The sequence below is a fragment of the Sphingomonas sp. genome (assembly GCF_013812825.1).
Classification (GTDB): domain Bacteria; phylum Pseudomonadota; class Alphaproteobacteria; order Sphingomonadales; family Sphingomonadaceae; genus Sphingomicrobium.
In genome coordinates this window covers 1-21,128 of sequence record NZ_JACCSU010000087.1, presented here as the reverse complement: position 1 = coordinate 21,128, position 21,128 = coordinate 1, and the positions used below count along the sequence as shown (strand labels likewise).

General features: G+C 67.5%; 24 protein-coding genes. 4 read left to right on the top strand and 20 right to left on the bottom strand.

Annotation, left to right across the window (positions count from 1 at the left end; all coding sequences use genetic code 11):
* Window positions 1-82: 82 nt before the first annotated feature.
* From H0T81_RS11685 to gluQRS, 3 genes are read right to left on the bottom strand one after another with little or no spacing between them, the layout of a single operon-like run.
* On the bottom strand, window positions 83-658 hold the full coding sequence (locus H0T81_RS11685) for a cob(I)yrinic acid a,c-diamide adenosyltransferase (RefSeq protein WP_294013362.1): 576 nt from the start codon (window positions 656-658) through the stop codon (window positions 83-85).
* A 9-nt stretch (window positions 659-667) separates the two neighbouring features.
* The gene (locus H0T81_RS11680) at window positions 668-874 is read right to left on the bottom strand and encodes an HIG1 domain-containing protein (RefSeq protein WP_294013359.1); all 207 of its coding nucleotides are present in this window, start codon (window positions 872-874) and stop codon (window positions 668-670) included.
* Between the two features lie 10 nt (window positions 875-884).
* A complete protein-coding gene (gene gluQRS / locus H0T81_RS11675) occupies window positions 885-1,751 on the bottom strand; it encodes a tRNA glutamyl-Q(34) synthetase GluQRS (RefSeq protein WP_294013384.1) in 867 nt (288 codons plus the stop codon).
* Window positions 1,752-1,951: 200 nt separating this feature from the next.
* On the opposite strand from gluQRS, the gene H0T81_RS11670 reads away from it, so the two are divergent.
* Entirely contained in the window at window positions 1,952-2,518 is a 567-nt protein-coding gene (locus H0T81_RS11670) for an HNH endonuclease (protein ID WP_294013356.1), read from the top strand.
* Between the two features lie 7 nt (window positions 2,519-2,525).
* Here H0T81_RS11670 and H0T81_RS11665 read toward each other — a convergent pair whose 3' ends face one another.
* The 3 genes from H0T81_RS11665 to argH are packed head-to-tail and all read right to left on the bottom strand — an operon-like array spanning window position 2,526 to window position 5,082.
* Window positions 2,526-3,386, bottom strand: a complete 861-nt coding sequence (locus H0T81_RS11665) for a UTP--glucose-1-phosphate uridylyltransferase (RefSeq protein WP_294013353.1) — start codon at window positions 3,384-3,386, stop codon at window positions 2,526-2,528.
* Window positions 3,383-3,709, bottom strand: coding sequence for a hypothetical protein (locus H0T81_RS11660; RefSeq protein WP_366474327.1), 327 nt, complete (start codon window positions 3,707-3,709; stop codon window positions 3,383-3,385). Before H0T81_RS11660 ends, H0T81_RS11665 begins: the two co-directional genes overlap by 4 nt.
* A complete protein-coding gene (argH, locus tag H0T81_RS11655; RefSeq protein ID WP_294013350.1) occupies window positions 3,709-5,082 on the bottom strand; it encodes an argininosuccinate lyase in 1,374 nt (457 codons plus the stop codon). Before argH ends, H0T81_RS11660 begins: the two co-directional genes overlap by 1 nt.
* Before the next feature lie 16 nt (window positions 5,083-5,098).
* Here argH and H0T81_RS11650 point away from each other — a divergent pair, with 16 nt between their 5' ends.
* The gene (locus H0T81_RS11650; protein ID WP_294013348.1) at window positions 5,099-5,653 is read left to right on the top strand and encodes a TlpA disulfide reductase family protein; all 555 of its coding nucleotides are present in this window, start codon (window positions 5,099-5,101) and stop codon (window positions 5,651-5,653) included.
* Here H0T81_RS11650 and H0T81_RS11645 read toward each other — a convergent pair.
* From H0T81_RS11645 to H0T81_RS11635, 3 genes are all read right to left on the bottom strand, one after another.
* Window positions 5,650-6,648, bottom strand: coding sequence for a DMT family transporter (locus tag H0T81_RS11645; protein WP_294013346.1), 999 nt, complete (start codon window positions 6,646-6,648; stop codon window positions 5,650-5,652). The two genes, H0T81_RS11650 and H0T81_RS11645, sit on opposite strands and share 4 nt — an antisense overlap.
* 77 nt (window positions 6,649-6,725) lie before the next feature.
* Window positions 6,726-7,550, bottom strand: a complete 825-nt coding sequence (dapD, locus tag H0T81_RS11640) for a 2,3,4,5-tetrahydropyridine-2,6-dicarboxylate N-succinyltransferase (RefSeq protein ID WP_294013344.1) — start codon at window positions 7,548-7,550, stop codon at window positions 6,726-6,728.
* Entirely contained in the window at window positions 7,547-8,218 is a 672-nt protein-coding gene (locus H0T81_RS11635) for a pyrimidine 5'-nucleotidase (RefSeq protein WP_294013341.1), read from the bottom strand. Before H0T81_RS11635 ends, dapD begins: the two co-directional genes overlap by 4 nt.
* Before the next feature lie 111 nt (window positions 8,219-8,329).
* On the opposite strand from H0T81_RS11635, the gene H0T81_RS11630 reads away from it, so the two are divergent.
* On the top strand, window positions 8,330-10,684 hold the full coding sequence (locus tag H0T81_RS11630; protein ID WP_294013338.1) for a S8 family peptidase: 2,355 nt from the start codon (window positions 8,330-8,332) through the stop codon (window positions 10,682-10,684).
* Between the two features lie 9 nt (window positions 10,685-10,693).
* On the opposite strand, the gene mddA is transcribed toward H0T81_RS11630, so the two are convergent.
* From mddA to H0T81_RS11575, 11 genes are all read right to left on the bottom strand, one after another.
* Window positions 10,694-11,458, bottom strand: coding sequence for a methanethiol S-methyltransferase (gene mddA, locus H0T81_RS11625; RefSeq protein WP_294013335.1), 765 nt, complete (start codon window positions 11,456-11,458; stop codon window positions 10,694-10,696).
* A 55-nt stretch (window positions 11,459-11,513) separates the two neighbouring features.
* Window positions 11,514-11,873, bottom strand: coding sequence for an iron-sulfur cluster assembly accessory protein (locus tag H0T81_RS11620; protein WP_294013333.1), 360 nt, complete (start codon window positions 11,871-11,873; stop codon window positions 11,514-11,516).
* Window positions 11,870-12,355: an SUF system Fe-S cluster assembly protein gene (locus tag H0T81_RS11615; protein WP_294013331.1), complete on the bottom strand. Its 486-nt coding sequence runs from the start codon at window positions 12,353-12,355 to the stop codon at window positions 11,870-11,872. The genes H0T81_RS11620 and H0T81_RS11615 overlap by 4 nt, the downstream gene beginning before the upstream one ends.
* Window positions 12,352-13,545, bottom strand: coding sequence for a cysteine desulfurase (locus tag H0T81_RS11610; RefSeq protein WP_294013329.1), 1,194 nt, complete (start codon window positions 13,543-13,545; stop codon window positions 12,352-12,354). The genes H0T81_RS11615 and H0T81_RS11610 overlap by 4 nt, the downstream gene beginning before the upstream one ends.
* On the bottom strand, window positions 13,542-14,279 hold the full coding sequence (locus tag H0T81_RS11605) for a SufD family Fe-S cluster assembly protein (protein ID WP_294013326.1): 738 nt from the start codon (window positions 14,277-14,279) through the stop codon (window positions 13,542-13,544). The genes H0T81_RS11610 and H0T81_RS11605 overlap by 4 nt, the downstream gene beginning before the upstream one ends.
* On the bottom strand, window positions 14,276-14,575 hold the full coding sequence (locus H0T81_RS11600; protein WP_294013324.1) for a hypothetical protein: 300 nt from the start codon (window positions 14,573-14,575) through the stop codon (window positions 14,276-14,278). Before H0T81_RS11600 ends, H0T81_RS11605 begins: the two co-directional genes overlap by 4 nt.
* The gene (gene sufC, locus H0T81_RS11595; RefSeq protein WP_294013321.1) at window positions 14,572-15,408 is read right to left on the bottom strand and encodes a Fe-S cluster assembly ATPase SufC; all 837 of its coding nucleotides are present in this window, start codon (window positions 15,406-15,408) and stop codon (window positions 14,572-14,574) included. Before sufC ends, H0T81_RS11600 begins: the two co-directional genes overlap by 4 nt.
* Window positions 15,395-15,775 carry an Imm53 family immunity protein gene (locus H0T81_RS11590; RefSeq protein WP_294013319.1) on the bottom strand — a complete coding sequence of 127 codons (381 nt, stop codon included), beginning with the start codon at window positions 15,773-15,775 and terminating at the stop codon, window positions 15,395-15,397. Before H0T81_RS11590 ends, sufC begins: the two co-directional genes overlap by 14 nt.
* Window positions 15,772-17,241, bottom strand: coding sequence for a Fe-S cluster assembly protein SufB (gene sufB, locus H0T81_RS11585; protein WP_294013316.1), 1,470 nt, complete (start codon window positions 17,239-17,241; stop codon window positions 15,772-15,774). Before sufB ends, H0T81_RS11590 begins: the two co-directional genes overlap by 4 nt.
* Window positions 17,238-17,759, bottom strand: coding sequence for an SUF system Fe-S cluster assembly regulator (locus tag H0T81_RS11580; protein WP_366474321.1), 522 nt, complete (start codon window positions 17,757-17,759; stop codon window positions 17,238-17,240). The genes sufB and H0T81_RS11580 overlap by 4 nt, the downstream gene beginning before the upstream one ends.
* Window positions 17,760-17,935: 176 nt before the next feature.
* A complete protein-coding gene (locus H0T81_RS11575) occupies window positions 17,936-19,804 on the bottom strand; it encodes a DUF885 family protein (protein ID WP_294013313.1) in 1,869 nt (622 codons plus the stop codon).
* 125 nt (window positions 19,805-19,929) lie between these two features.
* On the opposite strand from H0T81_RS11575, the gene H0T81_RS11570 reads away from it, so the two are divergent.
* Complete coding sequence (locus H0T81_RS11570; protein ID WP_294013311.1) at window positions 19,930-20,961, top strand: quinone-dependent dihydroorotate dehydrogenase; 1,032 nt, start codon at window positions 19,930-19,932, stop codon at window positions 20,959-20,961.
* The last annotated feature ends 167 nt before the right edge of the window (window positions 20,962-21,128 follow it).

Below are 21,128 nucleotides of genomic sequence, written 5' to 3'. Positions count from 1 at the left end.
CTTACCCCGGTTCCGCTGCTGGACGACCGGGCACGCTTTAACGACGACGGGGCCCGCGGCCCGCGATCGGCATGCTTGAGAGCTACGGCTGCCGGGTCGCGCCAGGTTGCCACAAGACGTCGCCGCCATCGTCCCTGGCCAGCAACCGTGCCAGCACGAACAGATGGTCGGACAAGCGGTTCAAATAGATCCGTGCGAGCGGATTCATCGGAGCTGCTCGCGACGCCGCGACGGCCGACCTCTCGGCGCGCCGGGCAATCGCGCGGGCCAGGTGGACGTGCGCCGCCGCGGCTCCGCCGCCGGGAAGAATGAAGCTCTTGAGCGGCTCCAGCTCCTCGTTCATCGCGTCGATCTCGCTTTCGAGCCGGTCGACTTGTCCCTGGACGACCCGCAGCGCCATCTCCGATGGCGTGAATTCCTCTCCCGGCGTGGCGAGGTCGGCGCCAAGGTCGAACAGCTCGTTCTGGATTCGGCCCAGCATCGCCCGGGCCTCATCCGGAACCTGCTGGACCAGCGCCAATCCGATCGCGCTATTGAGTTCGTCGACGTCGCCGATCGCCTGCGCGCGCGGATGGTCCTTGGCGATCCGCGAGCCGTCGACCAGCCCGGTCTCGCCTAAGTCCCCGGTGCGTGTGTAGATCCGGTTGAGGCGGACCATCGCGCGGGCTTAGCCCCCTGGGGCGCTGGCGAGGATCAGGATCAGCGCGACCAGCACGATCGCGACCGCCTGGAACAGCACCCGCTTGCGCATCCACGCCTGCTGCTGCTCGCCGGTGACGTCCTTCCCCGACGCCATGGCGATCACTCCGCGGACCAGCACATAAGCTGTCGCGGCCATCGCCGCGACCAGCAGGATGATCATCACGCTCGACATCGCGCGGGCTCTACGCCCCTGTGGAATCTAAACAAGGGCTCAAAGCGAAACCAGGCGGAAGCTGGTTCGCACGAAGCCCGTCGGCGAGCGCTCGGCCGTCGACTCCGGACTCGCGCATCGCGGCCAGGGTCGGCGCCAGATCGCGCTTGGCCAGCCGCCGACCGTCCGAGTGAGTAACCAATGGGTGGTGGAGATACGCCGGCTCCGGCAGGTCGAGCAGCGCCTGCAGCAGCCGCTGGATCGGGGTCGAAGGCGCAAGGTCGGCGCCGCGCACGACCAGCGTCACGCCGCTCGCCGCGTCGTCGGTGACGCAGGCCAGATGATAGCTCGCCGGGGCGTCCTTGCGGGCGAGGATGGCGTCGCCGATGTCGCTCGAATCGGCGGTGAAGCGGCGGCCGTCGTCCTCGGTCCAGCCCGGCGGGCCGCTAACCTCCAGTGCCCTCGCGCAGTCGAGCCGCCAGCTGTGCGGAGTGCTCGCCCGGCGGTCGAGATCGTCGGGCAGGCCGCGGCAGGTGCCTGGATAGGACGAGCCGGCGTCGCCGTGCGGGGCGGTCAGCGACGCGGCGATGTCGGCGCGGGTGCAAAAGCATGGGTAGACGAGACCGCGCTCCTTCAATCGGTCGAGAGCGGCCGCGTAATGGCTGGTCCGCCGCGACTGGACGATCGGCTCCCCGTCCCACTCGAGGCCCAGCCAGCGCAGGTCCTCCTCGATTCCCGCGACGAACTCCGGCCGGCTGCGAGTCGGGTCGAGGTCCTCGATCCGAAGCAGGAATTGGCCGCCGCTTGCCCGGGCGCGCGCGTGGCCGACCACCGCGCTGTAGGCGTGGCCCAGATGCAGCCGCCCGGTGGGCGACGGCGCGAAGCGGGTCACGAGCATCGGAGGGATTGGTCCCACTGTGACCGAAACGACCCTTGACCCGCGGACGGCGAAAATGCAGTCATGCGCCTGTCACGCCGGGATGGCATCCGGCTGGGCACAAGGGAAGAAGGGCCTGACAAGACCCTCTCCTCCTTGCGTGCGACAGGGCCGGAGACGGTGTTCGAAGCGGGCGGACACGGAAAGGCCATTGCCCGCGCATGTATCATCCGGAGCTTATCCGCCATCCCGACAGCTGCCCGGCGCTGGTGCTCAACGCCGATTACACGCCGCTGTCTTACTACCCGCTGAGCCTGTGGCCCTGGCAGACCGCGGTCAAGGCGATGTTCCTCGAGCGCGTCGACGTCGTCGCCCATTACGACCGCGAGGTGCACAGCCCGAGCCGCGCTCTGAAGCTGCCGTCGGTGATTGCCCTTCGCCAGTTCGTCCGCCCCAACCAATATCCGGCGTTCACCCGGTTCAACCTGTTCCTGCGCGACCGCTTTCGCTGCGTCTATTGCGGCTCCAGCAAGGAGCTGACCTTCGACCATGTCCTACCGCGCGCGCAGGGCGGCCGAACGACCTGGGAGAATGTCGCCACCGCCTGCGCTCCGTGCAATCTGAAGAAGGGCGGGCGGACTCCCGGCCAGGCGAAAATGCATTTCGAGCGCGAGCCGATCCGCCCGACCAGCTGGCAGCTGCAGGATCACGGCAAGAGCTTCCCGCCCAATTATCTGCACCAGAGCTGGCGCGACTATCTGTACTGGGACGTCGAACTGGAGCCCTGATCCGGGCTCACCGCCCCGCCAGATATTCCCGCACCTTGGGCGCGATGTCGTCGCGCTCCAGAGCGATCGCGAGGTTGGCGATGACGAAGCCGGCGGCGCTGCCGCAGTCGTGGCGCGCGCCTTCGAACTTGTAGGCATGGAACGGCTGCTCGCCGATCAGCCTGGCCATCGCGTCGGTCAGCTGGATTTCGCCGCCGGCACCCGTCTCCTGCGAATCCAGCTGCCGCATCACTTCGGGCTGGAGGATGTAGCGGCCAGGAAGCATCAGGTTCGACGGAGCCGTGCCGGGTGACGGCTTTTCAACCATCCCGCGGATTTCCGTCAGCCGCCCGTCGGTCGCGCCCGGATCGATGACTCCATATTTGTGGGTCTGGTCCGGTGGGACTTCGAGCGCGGCGACGACGTTCCCGCCGACCATTTCATAAGCCTCCACCAACTGCGCGAGGCAGCCTGGCCTGCCGAGCATCAGCTCGTCGGGGAGAAGCACCGCGAACGGCTCGTCGCCGACGATCTCGCGCGCGCACCACACCGCGTGACCGAGCCCGAGCGGCTGCTGCTGTCGGACGGTGACCAGCTCGCCGAAACGGGTGCGCGACGGCTCGAGCGCGTCGAGGCTCTTGCCGGCCGAGCGCATGCTTGTCTCGAGCTCGAACGCGACGTCGAAATAGTCGACCAGGCTGGTCTTGCCGCGCCCGGTGACGAAGATCATCTGCTCGATCCCCGCCTCGCGCGCCTCGTCCACCGCATATTGGATCAACGGCCGGTCGACGATCGTCAGCATTTCCTTGGCGACGGCCTTGGTCGCCGGAAGCAGGCGCGTGCCGAGCCCGGCGACCGGGAAGACGGCCTTTCGCACCCGGTTGCTCATTGCGGAGCCGAGGGCCCGCTATCTTTGTCGACAGGCTCGGGGTCGGTGCCCGCCGGAAGCGCCGGCGCGGCGCCGCCGTCGGCAGGCGGCAGGTCGAAGCGGTCGGGCCGGCGCGGCTCGGAGCGCTTGACCAGCTCGTCGATCCGCTCGGGATCCGCGTTGGTCGGCGGGGTCAGCAATTGCCCGGCGGTCGGAGTCGTCCTCGCCAGCAGCGGCTTGACCGGCAGCGGCTCGCCGCGCGCCGGCCTGAGGTCGGCCATCTGCCCGCACGCCGCGGCGAGCAGGCTGCCGGCGGTCAGCATCAGGACAGGCGCGAACTTCATCACTGACTCCGGCGGGCGGCGCGAGCCGCGGCGATCGCCTCGATTACCCGCTCGGGCGCGGTTCCGCCAGCCGAGCTGCGCGAAGCGACGCTGGCCTCGACCGACAGCCGCTCGATCGCGGCCGCCTCGATGCGCGGGTCGATCGACTGCAGCTCCTCGAGGCTCAGCTCGCTGAGACCGACCCCTTTGGCTTCGGCAATCGCGACCGCTCGTCCAGCGATCTGGTGCGCCTCGCGAAACGGGATTCCGCCATCGGCGACCAGCCAGTCGGCAAGGTCGGTCGCGGTCGAATGGCCGTTCTCGGCGGCAGCGCGCATCCGCTCGGCATCGAAGCCGATCTCGGCAACCATGCCGGCCATCGCGTGGAGCGACACGATCAGCAGATCGTGCGCGTCGAACAGCGGCGTTTTGTCGTCCTGCAGGTCCTTCGCGTAGGCGAGTGGCAGCCCCTTCAGGAGCACGAGGAGCGCGACGAGGTCGCCGAGGATCCGCGCCGAGTGCCCGCGCACCAGCTCGGCCGCGTCCGGGTTGCGCTTGTTGGGCATGATCGACGATCCGGTCGACCAGGCATTGGGCAAGGCGACGAACGCGAACGGCTGCGACGCCCACAAGGTGATCTCCTCGGCCAGCCGCGACAAATGCACCGAGCACAAGGCCGCGGCATGCAGATAGTCGACGACGAAGTCGCGGTCGGCGACCGAGTCGATGCTGTTGGCGGTCGGCCGGTCGAAGGCGAGCGCGGCCGCGGTCGAGTCGCGGTCGATCGCAAAGCCGGTTCCCGCCAGCGCGGCCGCTCCCAACGGGCATTCGTTGAGCCGAGCCCGGGCATCGGCAAAGCGGCTGCGGTCGCGAACCAGCATCTCCCGATAGGCCATCAAATGGTGGCCGAGGGTGACCGGCTGGCCCGATTGCAGATGGGTGAAGCCCGGCATGATCGTCGCCGACTGCTCTTCGGCCCGGCCCAGGATCGCGGCCTCGAGCCCGTCGATTGCCGCCAGCGCTTCATCGATCGCCCCGCGCACGAACAGCTTCAAGTCGGTCGCCACCTGGTCGTTGCGCGAGCGGGCGGTGTGCAGCCGTCCGGCCGCCGGGCCGATCGCTTCCGTCAGCCGCTGCTCGACGTGCATGTGGATGTCCTCGAGCGCCGAGTCCTCGGCCACTCCGAGCTCGGCGAACTCCTCGGCGATGGCGATCAGCCCCGCCTCGATCGCGGCCGCGTCCTCGGCCGGAATGATCCCCTGCCTGCCGAGCATCGCCGCGTGCGCCCGGCTCGCCTCGACGTCCTCGCGCCAAAGCCGCTTGTCGGTGCCGATCGAGCTATTTATCGACCGCATCAGATCGGCCGGGCCGCCTTCGAAGCGTCCGCCCCACATCGGATTGGAATTGGACTTGCGGCTGATCCTGCTGCTCCTCGCCCTGCTCGCAACTGCCGGCTGCGATAGGCAAAAGCCCGAAACGCCACAAGGCGAGGCCGCGGGCGTTCCTGGAGTGCCGTCCAAGGGCCTCGACCGCAGCCGCAAAGGCAAGCCCGCGCCCGACGCCGTCTTCCGCGATCCGGACGGCGGCGACATCACCCTTGCCGATTTCGAAGGCGTGCCGGTGCTGGTGAATTTGTGGGCCAGCTGGTGCGCGCCGTGCATCAAGGAATTGCCGACGCTGCAGAAGGTCGAGCAGGCTGAGGCGAAGTCCGGCCGATTGGCAGTGATCGCGGTCAGCCAGGACCGGGCTCCGAAGGCCTCCGTCGACGCATTCCTCGCCGATAAGGGTATCGGCCGCTTCGCCGCCTTTCACGATCCCGATATGGCGCTGTCGGGCGCGTTCGGAGTGGAGGTGCTGCCGACGACCCTGCTCTACGACTCCGACGGCCGCGAGCTGTGGCGCTATGTCGGCGATCTCGACTGGACCGGCGCCGAGGCCGCCACGCTGCTCGCCGAAGCGCGCTAGGCGGGGACCGGCCGGCGAACCAGTGCGAACAACCGCCCGTCGATCGCCGCGAGACCGACAGCGATCAGCGCCAGCCCGGCGAGGTCGCGGAGCGCCAACACTTCATTGAGGAACAGGCCGCCGAGCAGGATCGCGGTCGGCGGGACGAGCAGTGTGACGAGCAGCGCGTTGGTCGCTCCGGCCGAATCGATCAGCCGGAAATAAAGCACGTAGGCGAAGGCCGTGCAGACCAGCGCCAGCGCGAAAATCGCCGCCCACGCGCCGAGGCTCGGCGCCGAGCTCAGCCATGGGCGGTCGACGTGCAAGGCGACCGGGAGCATGACCAGCGCGCCCATCGTCAGCTGGCCGGTCGCGACGGTCACCGGCGGCATGCCGATCGCCTTGAACCGCCGCGCCCAGACGCCGGCGATCGCATAGCACAGCGCCGCTACGACGCAGGCGAGCTGGGCGAGGATGTCGGTGCCGAGCGACGAGAGCAGGCCCGGCCCGATCATCAGCGAGACCCCGCCGAAGCCCAGCAGCACACCGGCAATCTTGCGCGGAGTGATCCGTTCGTCGCTGGTGAAGAGATGCGCGACGATCACTCCCCAGATCGGCGTCGTCGCGTTGAGGATCGACGCAAGCCCGCTGGCAATCTGCGTCTGGCCCCAGCCGAACAAGGCGAACGGGATGGCGTTGTTGAGCAAGGCCAGAACGAGGATCGCGCCCCACGTCCGGCGCGGCAAGGCGAGCGGCTCGCCGCGCCACCACAGGAACAGCCACAGCGCGGCCGCGGCGATGGTCAGCCGCAGCCAGACATAGGTAAGCGGGGCGATTTCGCTCACCGCGACGCTGATGAAGAAGAAGGCCGCACCCCAGATCAGCGCAAGCGTCAGCAGGGTTGCCCAGTCGCTGCGGTTCATGACGCTGCGGATCATCGCCGGCGCATAAGTCGGGGCGGCCGAAGACGCGTCCCGCGGCTTGCCTTCGAACCTGTTCTCGCAAAGCGTCGCCATGCGAGCGGTTATGGTGGTTCGGCGGGGCGCCGCCCAACGAAACGAGCAGGCCTACCTATAAACTGGCCTTATCGGGCTCAGTCGCGAAGCAATTCGTTGATGCTGGTCTTGGAGCGGGTGCGCTCGTCGACCCGCTTGACGATCACCGCGCACGCCAGCCCCGGCCCGCCGTCCTTGCCCGGAAGCGTTCCCGGGACCACCACCGAATAGGCCGGCACCCGGCCGTAGTGCACCTTGCCCGATGCCCGGTCGACGATCTTGGTCGAGGCGCCGATGAACACGCCCATCGACAGCACCGCGCCCTGCTCGACGACGACTCCTTCGGCGACTTCGGAGCGGGCGCCGATGAAGCAGTCGTCCTCGACGATCACCGGTCCCGCCTGGATCGGCTCGAGCACTCCGCCGATCCCGGTTCCGCCCGAGATGTGGACGTTGCGGCCGATCTGCGCGCAGCTGCCGACGGTCGCCCAGGTATCGACCATCGTCCCTTCGCCGACCCGGGCGCCGATGTTGACGAAGCTCGGCATCAGCACCGCCCCGGGGGCGATGAACGCGCCGCGGCGAACGATCGCGCCCGGCACGGCTCGAAAGCCCGCCGTTTCGAACTGCTCGTCGCTCCAGCCGGCGAACTTGGACGGCACCTTGTCCCACCAGTGCGAGCCGCCCGGCCCGCCGGGGATCATCTCCATCGGGTTCAGTCGAAACGACAGCAGCACCGCCTTCTTCAGCCACTGGTGGACGACCCACTCGCCGTTGAGCTTCTCGGCGATCCGCGCCTCGCCGCCGTCGAGCGCGGTGATTGCCGCCTCGACCGCCCGCCGGGTCTCCCCCCGGGTCGACGGGCCGATCGAATCGCGCTCCTCCCAGGCAGCGTCGATGGTCGCTTCGATCGCCTCGGTCATTGGCTTTCCTCCAGGATCGATTCGAGCCACTTGGCGACGTCGGTGATGCGATGGTCGATGAAGCTGTCATCGGCCCCGTGACTGCCGCGCTCGGAGTCGTTGTCGACCCACACGGTGGTCATCCCGAGCGCCTTGGCCGGTTTCAGATTGGCCGCCATGTCGTCGACCAGCAGAGCGTGGACCGGGTCGATCCCGAAGCGCTCGCACAGCAACGCATAGCCGTGCGGGTCGGGCTTGGGCCGGAGCTCGCTGGCGTGGATGTCGTGGAGCTCGTCGAAGTGCGAATGGACGCCGATCGCCTCGAGCACCCGGCGAGCGTAGGGCTCGTCGCCGTTGGTGAAGACGAAGCGCCGCCCGGGGAGCCCGGGCAAGGCCCGGGCCAGCCGCTCGTCGCACTGGACCCGGTCGAGCGGGATGGCGTGCACATCCTCGAGGAAATCGCTGGCGTCGACGCCGTGGGTCTTCATCAGCCCGGCCAGGGTCGTCCCGTGCTCGTGGAAATGGGCCTTCTGGACGCGCCTGGCCTCGCCCGGATCGCAGTCGAGCAGCCGCTGAATATAGGCCCCCATGCGTTCGTCGATCAGCGCGAACAGGCCCGTCGAGGCCGGGTACAGGCAATTGTCGAGGTCGAAGATCCAGTCGCGGACGTGGGCAAAGCGCTGGTTCATGGGCTGCCGGGCGCGTACAGGGATGTCGCTTCTTCAGCAAATTGAAAGCTTTGGTAAAGCATAGCGTCACCGGGAAGCCGTGTATTTTCAGCGGCTTGAGCGGAGATGGGAATGACGAAGCGGCTTCTTGCAACGACTGCGTGCGCGGTAGTGCTGGCGTTTGGCCTGTCTGCTTGCGGTGGCGGTGGTGGCGGCGGAGGAGGGGGCGTTGACTCAACACCGCCGCCGCCCGCTCTCACCCCGACCCCGACCCCGACCCCGACCCCAACGCCCACTCCCACCCCGACTCCCACACCGACACCGACGCCGACTCCGACCAACTACGACACCACCGAGTATCGCAGTTCCAACTACGCGGTCGCCGCGAATGCGCTCGCCGCTTACCAAGCCGGCGCGACCGGCAAAGGCGTCAAGATCGGAGTGATCGATAGCGGCATCAATCCGGCACTGGCCGAATTCGCCGGCAAGATCGACCCGGCCAGCCGCGACGTCGCCGGCAACCGCGGGGTCAGCGACGAGGACGGGCACGGAACCGCGGTCAGCGCGGTCGCGGCCGCCGCCCGCAACGACTCGAACACCTTTGGGGTCGCGTTTGACTCGACCATCGTCAGCATGCGGGCCGACACGCCCGGGAGCTGCGCTGTGACGGGCGAGGACGGTGGCTGCAAATTCCCCGAGTCGACGATCGCCGCCGGTATCGATGCGGCGCGCCTGGCCGGGGCTCGGGTGATCAACCTGTCGCTCGGCGGCAGCGCCCCTGGTTCGGCCCTGCTGTCGGCGATGAACCGGGCGGTTTCCGCCGGCATCGTGCTGGTCATTTCCGCCGGCAACGACGGCGAGAAGCCCGAAGGCGCGAACCCGAATGGGTTCGCGCTCGTCCCGGCCGCAAACCTCGGGCCCAGCGTGATCATCGCCGGCTCGATTGGAGCGGCGGACGGGAGCGGCGGAACCGACCTCAACCAGATTTCGGTCTTTTCCAACCGGGCCGGCAACGGTGCCAAATGGTATCTGACCGCGCTCGGCTATCGCGACCGTGCTCCCGACCATACCGGCGCACAATTCCTGTGGTCGGGCACCAGCTTCTCGGCGCCGACCATCAGCGGCGCGGTGGCCGTGATGGCGCAGGGCTTCCCCAATCTCACCGGCTCGCAGATCGTCGATATCCTGTTCAAGTCGGCCGATGACCTCGGCGCGGCTGGAACGGATACCACGTTCGGCCGCGGCCGGCTCAATCTTGCCCGGGCGTTCCAGCCGCTGGGCGCGGCCAGTCTTGCCGACAGCAAGGAAGCGGTCAGCACCAGCGGCAACGGCGATCTGCCAGGCGCGGCCGGCGACGCCGGCGGCGGCGATGACCGCCAAGGGTCTACCGGCTTGGGTGCCATCATCCTCGACGGCTACTCGCGCGCCTTCGTGCTCGACCTCGCCAAGACGTTGCGGGTCGCCGAGCAGGCGACGCCGCTGGCCCGGGCGCTGCAGGGGAATATCCGCATAGCCGGCGCCTCGGCCGGACCGGTCAGCATCGCGATGACGGTCAGCCAGCGCCGCGACCTGCCGCAGGGCTTCGCGCTCGACCGGCTCGGTATTGGGCCCGAGGACGCGCGCCGATCGCGGATGATCGCCGGCTCGGCGATTGCGCGGCTCGACGACAAGACCGCGATCGCGCTGGGCTTTGCCGAAGGCGCCAAGGCGATGCAGCGGCGCCTGTCGGGGGCCGAGGCGGGCGCATTCCTGATCGCCAAGGACATCGGCGGCGATCCCGGCTTCGCCGCCCGCCGCGACGGCAGCCTTGCGGTGCGCCGCAACCTCGGCCCGGTCGGAGTGACCATGTCGGCCGAGAGCGGCGACGTTTGGCAGGAGGTCAAGACCAGCGCGACCGGCGCGCCCTATCGCTGGACGAGCGTCTCCGTCGACCGCAATTTCGGCAGCACCTGGCTGTCCGCCGGAATCAGCCATCTCGACGAGAAGCAGTCGCTGCTCGGCGGTCGCATGGGCAAGGCGCTCGGCGGCGGCGGTGCGAACAGCCTGTTCCTCGACCTCGAGGCCCGGCGCGAGTTCGGCAAGGGCTGGACCGCGAGCTTGTCGGCAAGGCGCGGCTGGACCGATTTCGCCGGCGGCAAGTTCGAGACCGGAGCCTACGGCTTCGACCTGACCAAACACGGAGTGCTCGGCTGGAACGACCGCCTCGGTTTCCGGCTGTCGCAGCCGCTGCGGATCGAAAGCGGCGGCTTCGCGATGATGCTTCCGACCGCGTACGATTACAGCACGCTCACCGCGACCAGCAGCCTGTCGCGCTTCTCGCTCACCCCTAGCGGGCGCGAGGTCGACGCCGAGCTGAGCTACGGCTCGAACGTGCTGGGCGACCAGGGCTGGATCGGCGGCAATCTGTTCTATCGCCGCCAGCCGGGCCACATCGCCCGCGGCGACGACGATTACGGCGCCGCGATCCGCTTCACGCTGGGCTTCTAAAGGCCCCTTCTAGGCGGCCGTTCCCGGCGGCGGGCTCGAGCCTCCGCGCCGCAAGCGCGGAGCCAGCTTCCCGACACCGGAGCGGTAGCGGACATATTCGTCACCGTAATGGCCGACCAGGTCGCGCTCCTCATAGCGGATGGCGATCAGCATGTAGGCCGACATTCCAAGCGCCAGCAGCAGGTGCCCGTAGCTCATGTACGGAGTTGCCCAGAAGGCGAGGAAGAAGCCGCTGTAGAGCGGGTGCGCGACCCACTTGTAGAACAGTGGCTGGCGAAGCTTCTGCGGTTCGGCTTGCCGGCCGCGCATGTGGAACCACGCCTGCTGGAGCCCGAACAGCTCGAAATGGTTGAGCAGGAAGGTGCTCAGCAGGACAATTCCCCAGCCCGCGGCGAAAGCGAGCCACAGCGGCAGCTCGAGCGCCGTCCCGCGCGCGTCCCACACCATTCCTTCGATCGGCCGCCACAGTAGGAACAATACGATCAGCATGAGGCTGGCGACCAGCACATAGACGCTGCGCTCGGCCGGCGGCGGGACGATCTGGGTCCACCGCTGCTTGAACTCCTGCCGCGCCATGACGCTGTGCTGCAGTCCGAACGACGCGATCAGCGCGACGTTGATCAGGACCGCAATCGCGACCGGCGCTTCGGGCCCGCGATCGACGGTCAGCGGGGCGAACGGGACATTGCCGACAAAGCAGATGAGATAAAGGAAGGTGGCGAAAAACACCGCGTAGGCGAACAAGGCGAACAATAAGGTGGCTGCGCGTGACATACCGAATTCCCCTTTCGGTCGTTGCTGCCGCGCAATAACAGAAAACCAGGCTCAGCTAAACGGTGAAACTCTCACCGCAGCCGCACGCGCCCTTGGAATTGGGATTGTCGAAGACGAACCCGGCGGCGAAATCGTCCTCGGCCCAGTCCATGGTCGATCCGACCAGGTACAGGACCGATCCGCCGTCGACATAGAAATTGCCGCCCGGAGTCTCGATCCGCTCGTCGAACGGCGCTTCCTCGGTCACGTAATCGACCGAGTAGGCAAGCCCCGAGCAGCCGCGGCGCGGAGTGGACAATTTGACCCCGATCGCGCCATCGGGAGCGCGGCTCATCAGCTCGGCGATGCGCGCTTCGGCGGCCGGCGTCAGCCGGATCGCGGCTGGGCGTGTGCGCACTTTGCTCTGCTCGTTCATAGCATTCCCAGTTCCAGCCGCGCTTCATCGCTCATCTTCGATGGGTCCCACGGCGGGTCCCACACCAGCTTGACCTCGGCGTCGCGGATCCCGGGCACCGACAGCACCCGCAGCTCGACTTCCTGTGGCAGCGATTCCGCGACCGGGCAGTGCGGCGTGGTCAGGGTCATGGTGACGATCGCGTCGCCGTCCTCGGAGATGTCGACGTCGTAGATCAGCCCGAGCTCGTAGATGTCGACCGGGATCTCGGGGTCGTAGATCGACTTCAGAGCTTCGACCACCGAGGCTTGCAGATCGCTGCCCGCGCCGACCATGGGCTCGCCGTCCTTCTCGCCGGCAAGGAATCCGGCGAGATAGTCGCGCTTGCGCCCGAAGACCTCGGCCGGAGTCTCGGGCGTGAGCGTCTCGGGCGTGACTCGGGCCCTCGGTGGCGCCGTCACCGCATCGACCTGTTCGGTCTCGATCTTGCGCTCCTCGTTCATACGTCAAAAATCCGCTTCACCTGATGCAGTCCGCCGACCAGCGCCTCGACATCCGAGGAATCGCTGTGCGCGGCGAAGCTCGCGCGCGCGGTCGCGTGGACCCCCAGCAACTCCATCAGCGGCTGCGCGCAATGGTGCCCGGCGCGCACCGCGACGCCGGCGTCGTCCAATATGGTGGCGACGTCGTGCGCGTGCACCCCCTCGACGTTGAAGCTGACGATCCCGGCGCTGTCGTCGGGGCCGTAGAGCGTCACTCCGGGGATCGCCGAAAGCGCCGCTCGGCACTCGGCGACCAGCGCGCATTCGTGCGCATGGATCGCATCGAGCGACAATCGCTCGACCCAGTCGATCGCCGCATGCAGCCCGATCGCTCCGACGATGTGCGGAGTTCCCGCCTCGAAGCGCTGCGGCGGCGACGCGTAGGTGGAGCGCTCGAACGTCACATTCTCGATCATCGCTCCGCCGCCGTGCCACGGCGGCATCGCCTCGAGCAGCTCGGCTCGGCCCCACAGGATGCCGATGCCGGTCGGGCCGTAGAGCTTGTGGCCCGAGAATGTGTAGAAATCGCAGCCGATGTTTTTCACGTCGACCGGCAGCCGGGGCACCGCCTGGCAGCCGTCGAGCAGCAGCAGCGCGCCCTTCGAATGCGCGATCTCGGCCGCGTGCCCGGCATCGAGGATCGAGCCGAGCACGTTCGACACATGAGCGAACGCAACGACCCGGTGCCGCTCGTCGATCATTCGCTCGGCCGCGTCGAGGTCGATCCCGCCCGCATCGGTCAGCGGGCAGACGTCGACCTCGAATCCGGCGAGCTGCCAGGGAACGATATTGCTGTGATGCTCGAGCGCCGACAGCAGCACACGGTCGCGGCCGTCCTTGGGCAGTGACCTCGCGACCAGGTTGATCGCCTCGGTCGCGCCGCGCGTGAACAGGGTTTCCGCCGCTGTGCCGCCGATCAGCCCCGCAGCCGCCGACCGCGCCGCTTCATACGCCGCCGTCATGTCCGACGAGCGCTTGTAAATGCCGCGGTGCACGGTCGCATAATCGCGCGCATAGGCGTTGGCGATCGCGTCGATCACCGGCTGCGGCTTCTGCGCCGTCGCGGCGCTGTCGAGATAATGCCAGTTCGCGATCGCCGGGAACTCGTCGCGCACCGACAGCGATGAGTTGATTCGGGTCTCGATGTTCATGCGATCGCCCTCAGGGCCGCGCGCGCCGAATCGCGGATCGAGTCGCCGTCCGGAGCATCGTCCCACAGGCCCATGACGAAGCCCTCGAGCAGCAGCGCCCGAGCTTGCGCCGGCGGCAGCCCGCGCGACATCGCGTAGAACATCTGCGCCGGGTCGAGCTCGCCGACGCTGGCGCCGTGCGCGCACTTGACGTCGTCGGCGAAGATCTCGAGCTCGGGCTTGCAATTGGCCATCGCCCCGCGGCCGAGCAGCATGGCCTTGACCGACTGCTCGGAGTCGGTCTTCTGCGCATCGCGCGCGACCTCGACCTTGCCGAGATAGGTGCCGACCGCCTTGCCTCCGAGCACCGAGCGCACGGTCTGGCGGCTTCGGCCGCTGGTCCCGATGTGGCGGATATTGGTGACGATTTCGAGGTTCGAAGTGCCGCCGCCGATGTTGGCTCCGAACAGCTGGAAATCCGCATCGGATTCGAGAGTCACGTCAAGCTCGATCCGGCCATAATGCGCGGCGGTGTTGAGCGCGAACAACCGCGCGCGCGCGCCCGCTTCGAGCGCAATCTTTATCCGGCGCACCTGCACGTCGTCGCCATTTGGAAGCCACACATCCTCGAAGCTTTCACTCGGCCCGACCGTCAGCGTCAGCGGCTCCGAAAGCTGCTCCCAGACGGCTTTAAGCGCATCGAGGTCGGCGTAGCGCCATTCCTCCTGCTGGCGGGTGGGAAAGGGAGCGGTCATGCGCGCTTGCCCCGCATCAATTCAGCCAGGCGCCGGTCGCGGCGGCGCTGCCGCTCGGGCGCCATCAGCCCGTACAGCGCGTCGATCGCGAAACCGATCGCGAGGAGGGCGGCGAGCGTCCAGGCGATGCCGCCGGTGTCGACGAAACGGCCGAGCACCAGGTCGGCGATGCCGATCAGCCCCAGCAGGATGACGAGCAGCGCCGTGTCGGCGACCGCGACTCCCGGCCGGCGGCGGAACGTGCCCGCGATGAGCACGAAGGCGACGCAGATGAGGATGATCGTCAGCGCCGTCACGCCGCCGCCTCCGTATAGCCTTCGCGCTCGAGCTCGTGGGCGAGCTCGGGCCCGCCGCTGCGAACGATCTTCCCGCGCGACAGCACGTGCACCTGGTCCGGTTTCACATAGTCGAGCAGCCGCTGGTAATGGGTGATCAGCAGCACCGCCTTGTCGGGCGCGCGCATGATCCGGTTGATGCCCGCGCCGACGGTCCGAAGCGCGTCGATGTCGAGCCCGCTGTCGGTCTCGTCGAGGATCGCCAGCCTCGGCGCCATGATCCCCATCTGCACCATCTCGCTGCGCTTTTTTTCGCCGCCCGAAAAGCCGACGTTGACCGGCCGCTTGAGCATCTCGATGTCCATTCCGAGCTGCTCGGCCTGCTCGCGCGCGACGCGGATGAACTCGGCGCCCGACAGCTCGTCGCCACCGCGCGCCCGCCGCTGCGCATTCAAGCTCTCGCGCAGGAACTGGAGCATCGACACGCCCGGAATCTCGACCGGGTACTGGAAGCCCAGGAACAGGCCCGCCGCCGCCCGCTCGTGCGGCTCGAGGGCCAATAAATCCACCGTTCGTCCTGAGCTTGTCGAAGGACTGTTCTTTTCTCCATGCGGCGCAGCAGAAAAAGGCAGTGCTTCGACGGGCTCAGCACGAACGGAGTGGGGCGTGAAAGTGACGGTTCCCTCCGTCACTTCATACCCAGGCCGCCCCGCGAGCACATAAGCCAGCGTCGACTTGCCCGACCCGTTCGGCCCCATGATCGCATGCACCTCGCCGGCCGGCACGTGCAGCGAGACGCCGTTCAGGATCGGCTTGTCCGCGACCGTCGCGTGGAGGTTCTCAATACGGATCATTGTCTACCTGCTTGATTGGCTCTGCGTGCCACTGCTTCTCAATATGAGCGGCCATCGGCTCGACCTTTTCGACCCACGACCGAAACTCGCCGATCAACTGATCGAGTTTCAAAGGCCCGCACGCTCCCTCAATTTTCGAGCCGTCTTTTTTCAGGAGGATCCAGTCCGGTCCGTCTCCTGTCAGGTCCTCACCAACGCGAACCTCGGGCCCGGGAACATCTTCATAGACTGTTTCGGCGAGCTCAAACTTGAAACTCCAGCCAGGATTGTCGACGTTCTCGATCGTGCAACCAGCGAAGCCGTGCTCCCAATCTCCGTTGCAAAACGACAAGTAGAACTGTTGCAGCCATTCGAGATTGGAGGTCATCCCACGCTCCCCTCGAGGCTGATCCCCAGCAGCTTCTGCGCCTCGACCGCGAACTCCATCGGCAGCTGCTTCAAGACCTCGCGCGCGAAGCCGTTGACGATCAGCGCGACCGCGCTTTCGGCGTCGAGGCCGCGGCTCATCGCGTAGAACAACTGGTCGTCGCTGATCTTCGACGTCGTCGCTTCGTGCTCGATCTGGGCGGTGGGGTTCTTGACCTCGATGTAGGGCACTGTGTGCGCGCCGCACTTGTCGCCGAGCAGCAGTGAATCGCACTGCGTGAAGTTGCGCACATTGTCCGCGCGCGGAAGCACCTTCACCAGCCCGCGATAGGTGTTGTTGCTGCGCCCCGCGCTGATGCCTTTCGACACGATCGTCGAGCGCGTGTTGGCGCCGATGTGCACCATCTTGGTGCCGGTGTCGGCCTGCTGGCGGTTGTTGGTCAGAGCGACCGAATAGAATTCGCCGACGCTGCCTTCGCCCTTCAAAATGCAGCTCGGATATTTCCAGGTGATCGCGCTGCCGGTCTCGACCTGGGTCCAACTCACCTTGGAGCGCGCGCCCGAACACAAGGCTCGTTTGGTGACGAAGTTGAGGATCCCGCCGCGCCCTTGGGCATCGCCCGGGTACCAGTTCTGGACCGTCGAGTATTTCACTTCGGCGTCTTCGTGCGCGAAGATCTCGACCACCGCCGCGTGCAGCTGGTTCTCGTCGCGCATCGGCGCCGTGCAGCCCTCCAGATAGGAGACGTACGATCCCTTCTCGGCGACTATGAGCGTGCGCTCGAACTGGCCGGTGTTCTCGGCGTTGATGCGAAAATAGGTCGAGAGCTCCATCGGGCAGCGGACGCCCTCGGGCACGTAGACGAAGGTGCCGTCGGAAAAGACCGCGCTGTTCAAACAGGCGAAGTAATTGTCGCGCTGCGGAACGACGGACCCCAAATATTTCCGGACCAATTCGGGATGCTCCCGAATGGCTTCGGAAATCGAAAGGAAGATGACTCCCGCGCGCTTCAATTCCTCGCGGAAGGTGGTGGCGACCGAGACGCTGTCGAACACCGCGTCGACCGCGACCTTGCGCGCGCCCTCGACCCCGGCGAGCACCTTCTGCTCCTCGATCGGGATTCCGAGCTTTTCGTAAGTGCGGCGGATTTCCGGGTCGAGCTCGTCGAGCGACGCGAGCTTGGGCCGCTTCTTGGGCTCGGCGTAATAATAAGCGTCCTGGTAGTCGATGACCGGCAGGTCGAGCTTGGCCCAGCCGACCTCCTCCATTTCGAGCCACGCGCGATAGGCCTTCAATCGCCACTCGAGCATCCACTCGGGCTCGTTCTTCTTGCCGGAGATGAAGCGGACGGTGTCCTCGTTCAAACCCTTGGGAGCGAACTCCTGCTCGACGTCGGAGACGAAGCCCCACTCATAGTCCTTGGCGACGGCCTCCTGGACCTCGCGGTTGCGCAGCGTGTCGGTCATTTCGCGACACCCGCGCTGATCCCAGACCGTTCGTGCTGAGCTTGTCGAAGCACTGTCTTTCCTCGCGCCGAAGACAAGGACAGCCCTTCGACGGGCTCAGGGCGAACGGCGGACGGGAGTTTCGAAAGCGCTTCAAGGCTTACCGCCCCCAGCGCACCGCGAACCGCGTTGCTGACGATGCCCATGTGCGGCTTGACCCGGCAGTGCGCGTCCAAGGCGCATTCCGACGGCTGGTCGCCGCCGCTGCACATGGTCATCGCGATCGGGCCCTCGACCGCCTCGACGATGTCGGCGAGGCTGATCTCGGTCACCGGCCGGGCGAGCGTGAAGCCGCCGCCGGCGCCGCGGACGCTGCTCAGCAGCCCCGCCGATGCAAGCTGGCCCATCAATTTCTGCGCGGTCGGCAGCGGCACCCCGGTGTCCTGCGCCAGCTCGGCCGCGGACACGCGCATGGCGCCGCGGCGGGCGGCCGCGGTCATCATCACGACCGCATAGTCGGCAAGGTGGGTCAGGCGCATGGTGCTAATTCGGAGCTTTCCAGTCCGATTTAGGCGCGGAGGGGGGAGAAATCAACCGAATTGCCCCTCCCCTCGATGGGGAGGGGTTGGGGTGGGGTGGCGCCTCCGGAAACGCCGCGGCAGCTCCACCGTCACCCCCACCCAACCCTCCCCCATCAAGGGGGAGGGCTCGCAGTTCAGCTGGCCCGCACTCGCGCAATCCACTCGTCGACGCGCTTCTCGAGCATGTCGAGCGGCATCGAGCCGGCGAGCAGCACCGTATCGTGGAAGCCGCGGTCGTCGTACCGCGCCCCGAGCGCCTGCTTGGCGCGCGCCCGCAGCTCCTCGATCTTGAGCTTGCCGACCATGTAGGCGGTCGCCTGCCCCGGATAGACGACATAGCGCTCGATCGCCTTGACGATCCCGCCTTTCGCATCGGCGCTATTGTCCTCGACATATTGGATCGCCCGCTCGCGGCTCCAGCGCTTGTGGTGGATGCCGCTGTCGACCACCAGCCGGATCGCCCGGTGAAGCTCGAGCTGCAGCCGGCCGAAGTCGCGGTACGGATCCTGGTAGAGGCCCATCTCCTTGCACAATTTCTCGGCATAGAGGCCCCAGCCCTCGTCGGTCGCGGTGTAGCCGCCGAACTGCCGGAACGGCGGCACCGCGCCTTCGCCGAGCTCGGACAGCAAGGCGCCCTGGAGATGGTGGCCCGGAATGCCCTCGTGGCAATAGAGCGCCTCGACCTCGGTCCAGGGCATGTCCTTCATGTCGTAGAGATTGACGTAATAGATGCCCGGCCGCGAGCCGTCCGGCGGCGGGTCCTGGTAGAAGGCCTTGCCGGCGCTCTTTTCACGGAACGGCTCGACCGGCTTGATCAGCAGCGGAGCCTTGGGCAGCGTTCCGAAGAAGCGCGGCAGTACCGACTGCACCTGGCTCTGCGCCTTCGCGGATTCGTCGAGGTACATCTGCTTACCGGCGGCGGTGTTCGGATAGTAGAATTGCGAACTGGTGCGCATGTGCTCGAAGAATTCGGGCAGCGTTCCCTTGAAGCCGACCTGGTTCTTGATCGCCTCCATCTCGCCGTGGATTCGCTTGACCTGCTGCAGCCCGAGCTCGTGGATCTGGTCCGGAGTGAGGTCGGTGGTGGTGTAGTAGCGCGTCAGCGCCTGATATTGGGCGGCGCCGTTGGGGAAACGCCAGATGCCGTCCGCGGTTGGGGCCGGCCGCTGCTGCGCCTGCATCAGCGCGATGATTTCCTGGTACGCGGGTCGAACCTCGTTGAGCAGCGCCGCCCGGGCGCTCGCGAGCAGCCGCGTCTTGGTCGCCGGGTCGGCGTCGAGCTTCTCGACCTTCGACTTGAAGTCGGCCCACAGCGCGCTGTCCTTGCCGCGGCCGTAGGGCGCTCCGGAAATGACGTTGCGGGAATCGGCGATGACGTAGGGGTAGACCCACTTGGGCGGCAGGATTCCGAGCGCCTGGCGCTGCTTCGCCTCGGCGACGGCCTGGCGCAGGTGGCGCGCCATTTCCGACAGGCGCGACACATAGGCTTCGGCGTCGGCGACGGTCTCGACCTTGTGGATGTTGATCAGGAACGCCGGCGAGCGGCTGTGCGCGCCGTTCATCTGGTCGAAGACGTAGCTCTGCTCGCGGTAGGGCCAGATCAATTCCGAGCGCGCGTTGCGGTAGAGGAACAGGTCGTAGCTGAGCTGGTCCTCGGGCGACAGAGTGGCGCGGTCGAAGCGCGCCTGCAGCTCGGCCGCGTGACGCCGGCCGAGCTCGCGCTGGGCAAGCGAGGACGCGTCGGTGAACTGGTCCCACTTGCCGTAGTCCTGGTCCTTGATCGCTCGATAGGATTTGGAGATCGGCGACATCGCCAGCTCGGCCTTGTCGACCTGGTCGAAGAAAGCGGCGAGCTCGGCGTTCTTGGCCGGGACGGTCGCGACCTCGACCGTCGGCGGCGGGACCGGCGGCACCTCGGCTGCCGACACGGCCGGCGGCGGTGGCGGAGCCGCCGCGCAGGCGGCGAGCAGTGCGGTCGAGGCGAGGAGGAGAATGCGATTCAATGGACTTTCCTTCCGTATCCAGTCCGTCACCCCGGCCCTTGAGCCGGGGTCCGCCTTTCTTCAAGGAGAACGCGGGTGCCGGATCAAGTCCGGCATGACGATTATTCGGCAAACGGCGGGATTTGATGACGCTTTACCGACTTATTCGGCCGTTTGCCTTCGCGCTCGACGCGGAGCGAGCGCATCGCGCGACCATCGCGGCGCTCAAGCTGTGGCCGAGGCGCAAGCCGCCGAGCTTCCCGCCGTCGCTGCGCTCGACGGTCGCCGGGCTGGAGTTCCCGTCGCCGGTCGGGCTCGCCGCCGGCTTCGACAAGGACGCCGAGATTGCCGCGCAGATGCTCGCCCTCGGCTTCGGCTTCGTCGAGGTCGGCACCCTCACCCCCCGCCCGCAGCCGGGCAATCCCGGGCCGCGGCTGTTCCGGCTGCGCGAGGACCGCGCCGTGATCAACCGCCTCGGCTTCAACAACCGGGGCCAGCTCGCGGCGTTCGAGCGCCTGCAACGCTGCGGGCCCCGCGGAATCATCGGCGTCAACATCGGTGCCAACAAGGACAGTCGGGACCGAATCGCCGATTATGTCAGCGGCATCCGGGCGATGGCGCAGGTCGCGCGCTATCTGACCATCAACATCTCGTCACCCAACACGCCCGGGCTGCGCGGCCTGCAGGACGAAGGAGCGCTCGACGAATTGCTCGCCGCGGTTCGCGACGCCCGCCCGCCCGGCGGCCCGCCGGTGTTCCTCAAGGTCGCGCCCGACCTCGAACAGCGCGACCCCGAGCGCATCGTCCGGGCGGCGATCGGTCACGGAGTCGACGCCTTGATCGTCGCCAACACCACGGTTTCGAGGCCGCCGTTGAAGTCGCGCCACGACGGCGAGCCCGGCGGGCTTTCGGGAGCACCGCTCGGGCCGCTGGCGCTCGATGCCCTGCGCAAGTTTCGAAGCGCCGGCGGCGGGCAGATTCCGCTGATCGCCGCCGGCGGAATCGCCACCGCCGACGACGCCTGGGAGCGCGTCCGCGCCGGAGCCAGCCTCGTCCAGCTCTACACGGCGATGGTCTATCAAGGCCCCGGGATCGCCCGGCGAATCGCCAAAGGCCTCGCCCGGCGGCTCGAACGCGAGGGCTTTGCAAACATTGCCGAGGCGGTGGGGAGCGAGTAGCCCGCTCCGATGCGTGTTCCGTTCCTCGCGTTCCTCGCGCTTGTTGCTTCCAGCGGCTGCGCGACGACACCCACCTCGCCGCCCCGATCCGCAACAGGCATGGTCAGCGCCGCCGACCCGCGCGCTGCGGCCGCGGGCGTCGAAATGCTGCGCGCCGGCGGCAGCGC

Bases quoted from the DNA above. Each gene is read 5' to 3' on its own strand.
- H0T81_RS11615 (WP_294013331.1), bottom strand. From the start codon at position 12,355: ATGAACGAGGAGCGCAAGATCGAGACCGAACAGGTCGATGCGGTGACG.
- H0T81_RS11605 (WP_294013326.1), bottom strand. From the start codon at position 14,279: ATGACCGCTCCCTTTCCCACCCGCCAGCAGGAGGAATGGCGCTACGCC.
- sufB (WP_294013316.1), bottom strand. From the start codon at position 17,241: ATGACCGACACGCTGCGCAACCGCGAGGTCCAGGAGGCCGTCGCCAAG.
- H0T81_RS11685 (WP_294013362.1), bottom strand. From the start codon at position 658: ATGGTCCGCCTCAACCGGATCTACACACGCACCGGGGACTTAGGCGAG.
- H0T81_RS11680 (WP_294013359.1), bottom strand. From the start codon at position 874: ATGTCGAGCGTGATGATCATCCTGCTGGTCGCGGCGATGGCCGCGACA.
- H0T81_RS11610 (WP_294013329.1), bottom strand. From the start codon at position 13,545: ATGAACATCGAGACCCGAATCAACTCATCGCTGTCGGTGCGCGACGAG.
- H0T81_RS11665 (WP_294013353.1), bottom strand. From the start codon at position 3,386: ATGAGCAACCGGGTGCGAAAGGCCGTCTTCCCGGTCGCCGGGCTCGGC.
- H0T81_RS11620 (WP_294013333.1), bottom strand. From the start codon at position 11,873: ATGAACGAGCAGAGCAAAGTGCGCACACGCCCAGCCGCGATCCGGCTG.
- argH (WP_294013350.1), bottom strand. From the start codon at position 5,082: ATGTGGGGCGGACGCTTCGAAGGCGGCCCGGCCGATCTGATGCGGTCG.
- H0T81_RS11670 (WP_294013356.1), top strand. From the start codon at position 1,952: ATGTATCATCCGGAGCTTATCCGCCATCCCGACAGCTGCCCGGCGCTG.
- H0T81_RS11570 (WP_294013311.1), top strand. From the start codon at position 19,930: ATGACGCTTTACCGACTTATTCGGCCGTTTGCCTTCGCGCTCGACGCG.
- H0T81_RS11645 (WP_294013346.1), bottom strand. From the start codon at position 6,648: ATGGCGACGCTTTGCGAGAACAGGTTCGAAGGCAAGCCGCGGGACGCG.
- dapD (WP_294013344.1), bottom strand. From the start codon at position 7,550: ATGACCGAGGCGATCGAAGCGACCATCGACGCTGCCTGGGAGGAGCGC.
- H0T81_RS11635 (WP_294013341.1), bottom strand. From the start codon at position 8,218: ATGAACCAGCGCTTTGCCCACGTCCGCGACTGGATCTTCGACCTCGAC.
- mddA (WP_294013335.1), bottom strand. From the start codon at position 11,458: ATGTCACGCGCAGCCACCTTATTGTTCGCCTTGTTCGCCTACGCGGTG.
- H0T81_RS11660 (WP_366474327.1), bottom strand. From the start codon at position 3,709: ATGAAGTTCGCGCCTGTCCTGATGCTGACCGCCGGCAGCCTGCTCGCC.
- H0T81_RS11580 (WP_366474321.1), bottom strand. From the start codon at position 17,759: ATGCGCCTGACCCACCTTGCCGACTATGCGGTCGTGATGATGACCGCG.
- gluQRS (WP_294013384.1), bottom strand. From the start codon at position 1,751: ATGCTCGTGACCCGCTTCGCGCCGTCGCCCACCGGGCGGCTGCATCTG.
- H0T81_RS11630 (WP_294013338.1), top strand. From the start codon at position 8,330: ATGACGAAGCGGCTTCTTGCAACGACTGCGTGCGCGGTAGTGCTGGCG.
- H0T81_RS11590 (WP_294013319.1), bottom strand. From the start codon at position 15,775: ATGACCTCCAATCTCGAATGGCTGCAACAGTTCTACTTGTCGTTTTGC.
- sufC (WP_294013321.1), bottom strand. From the start codon at position 15,408: ATGATCCGTATTGAGAACCTCCACGCGACGGTCGCGGACAAGCCGATC.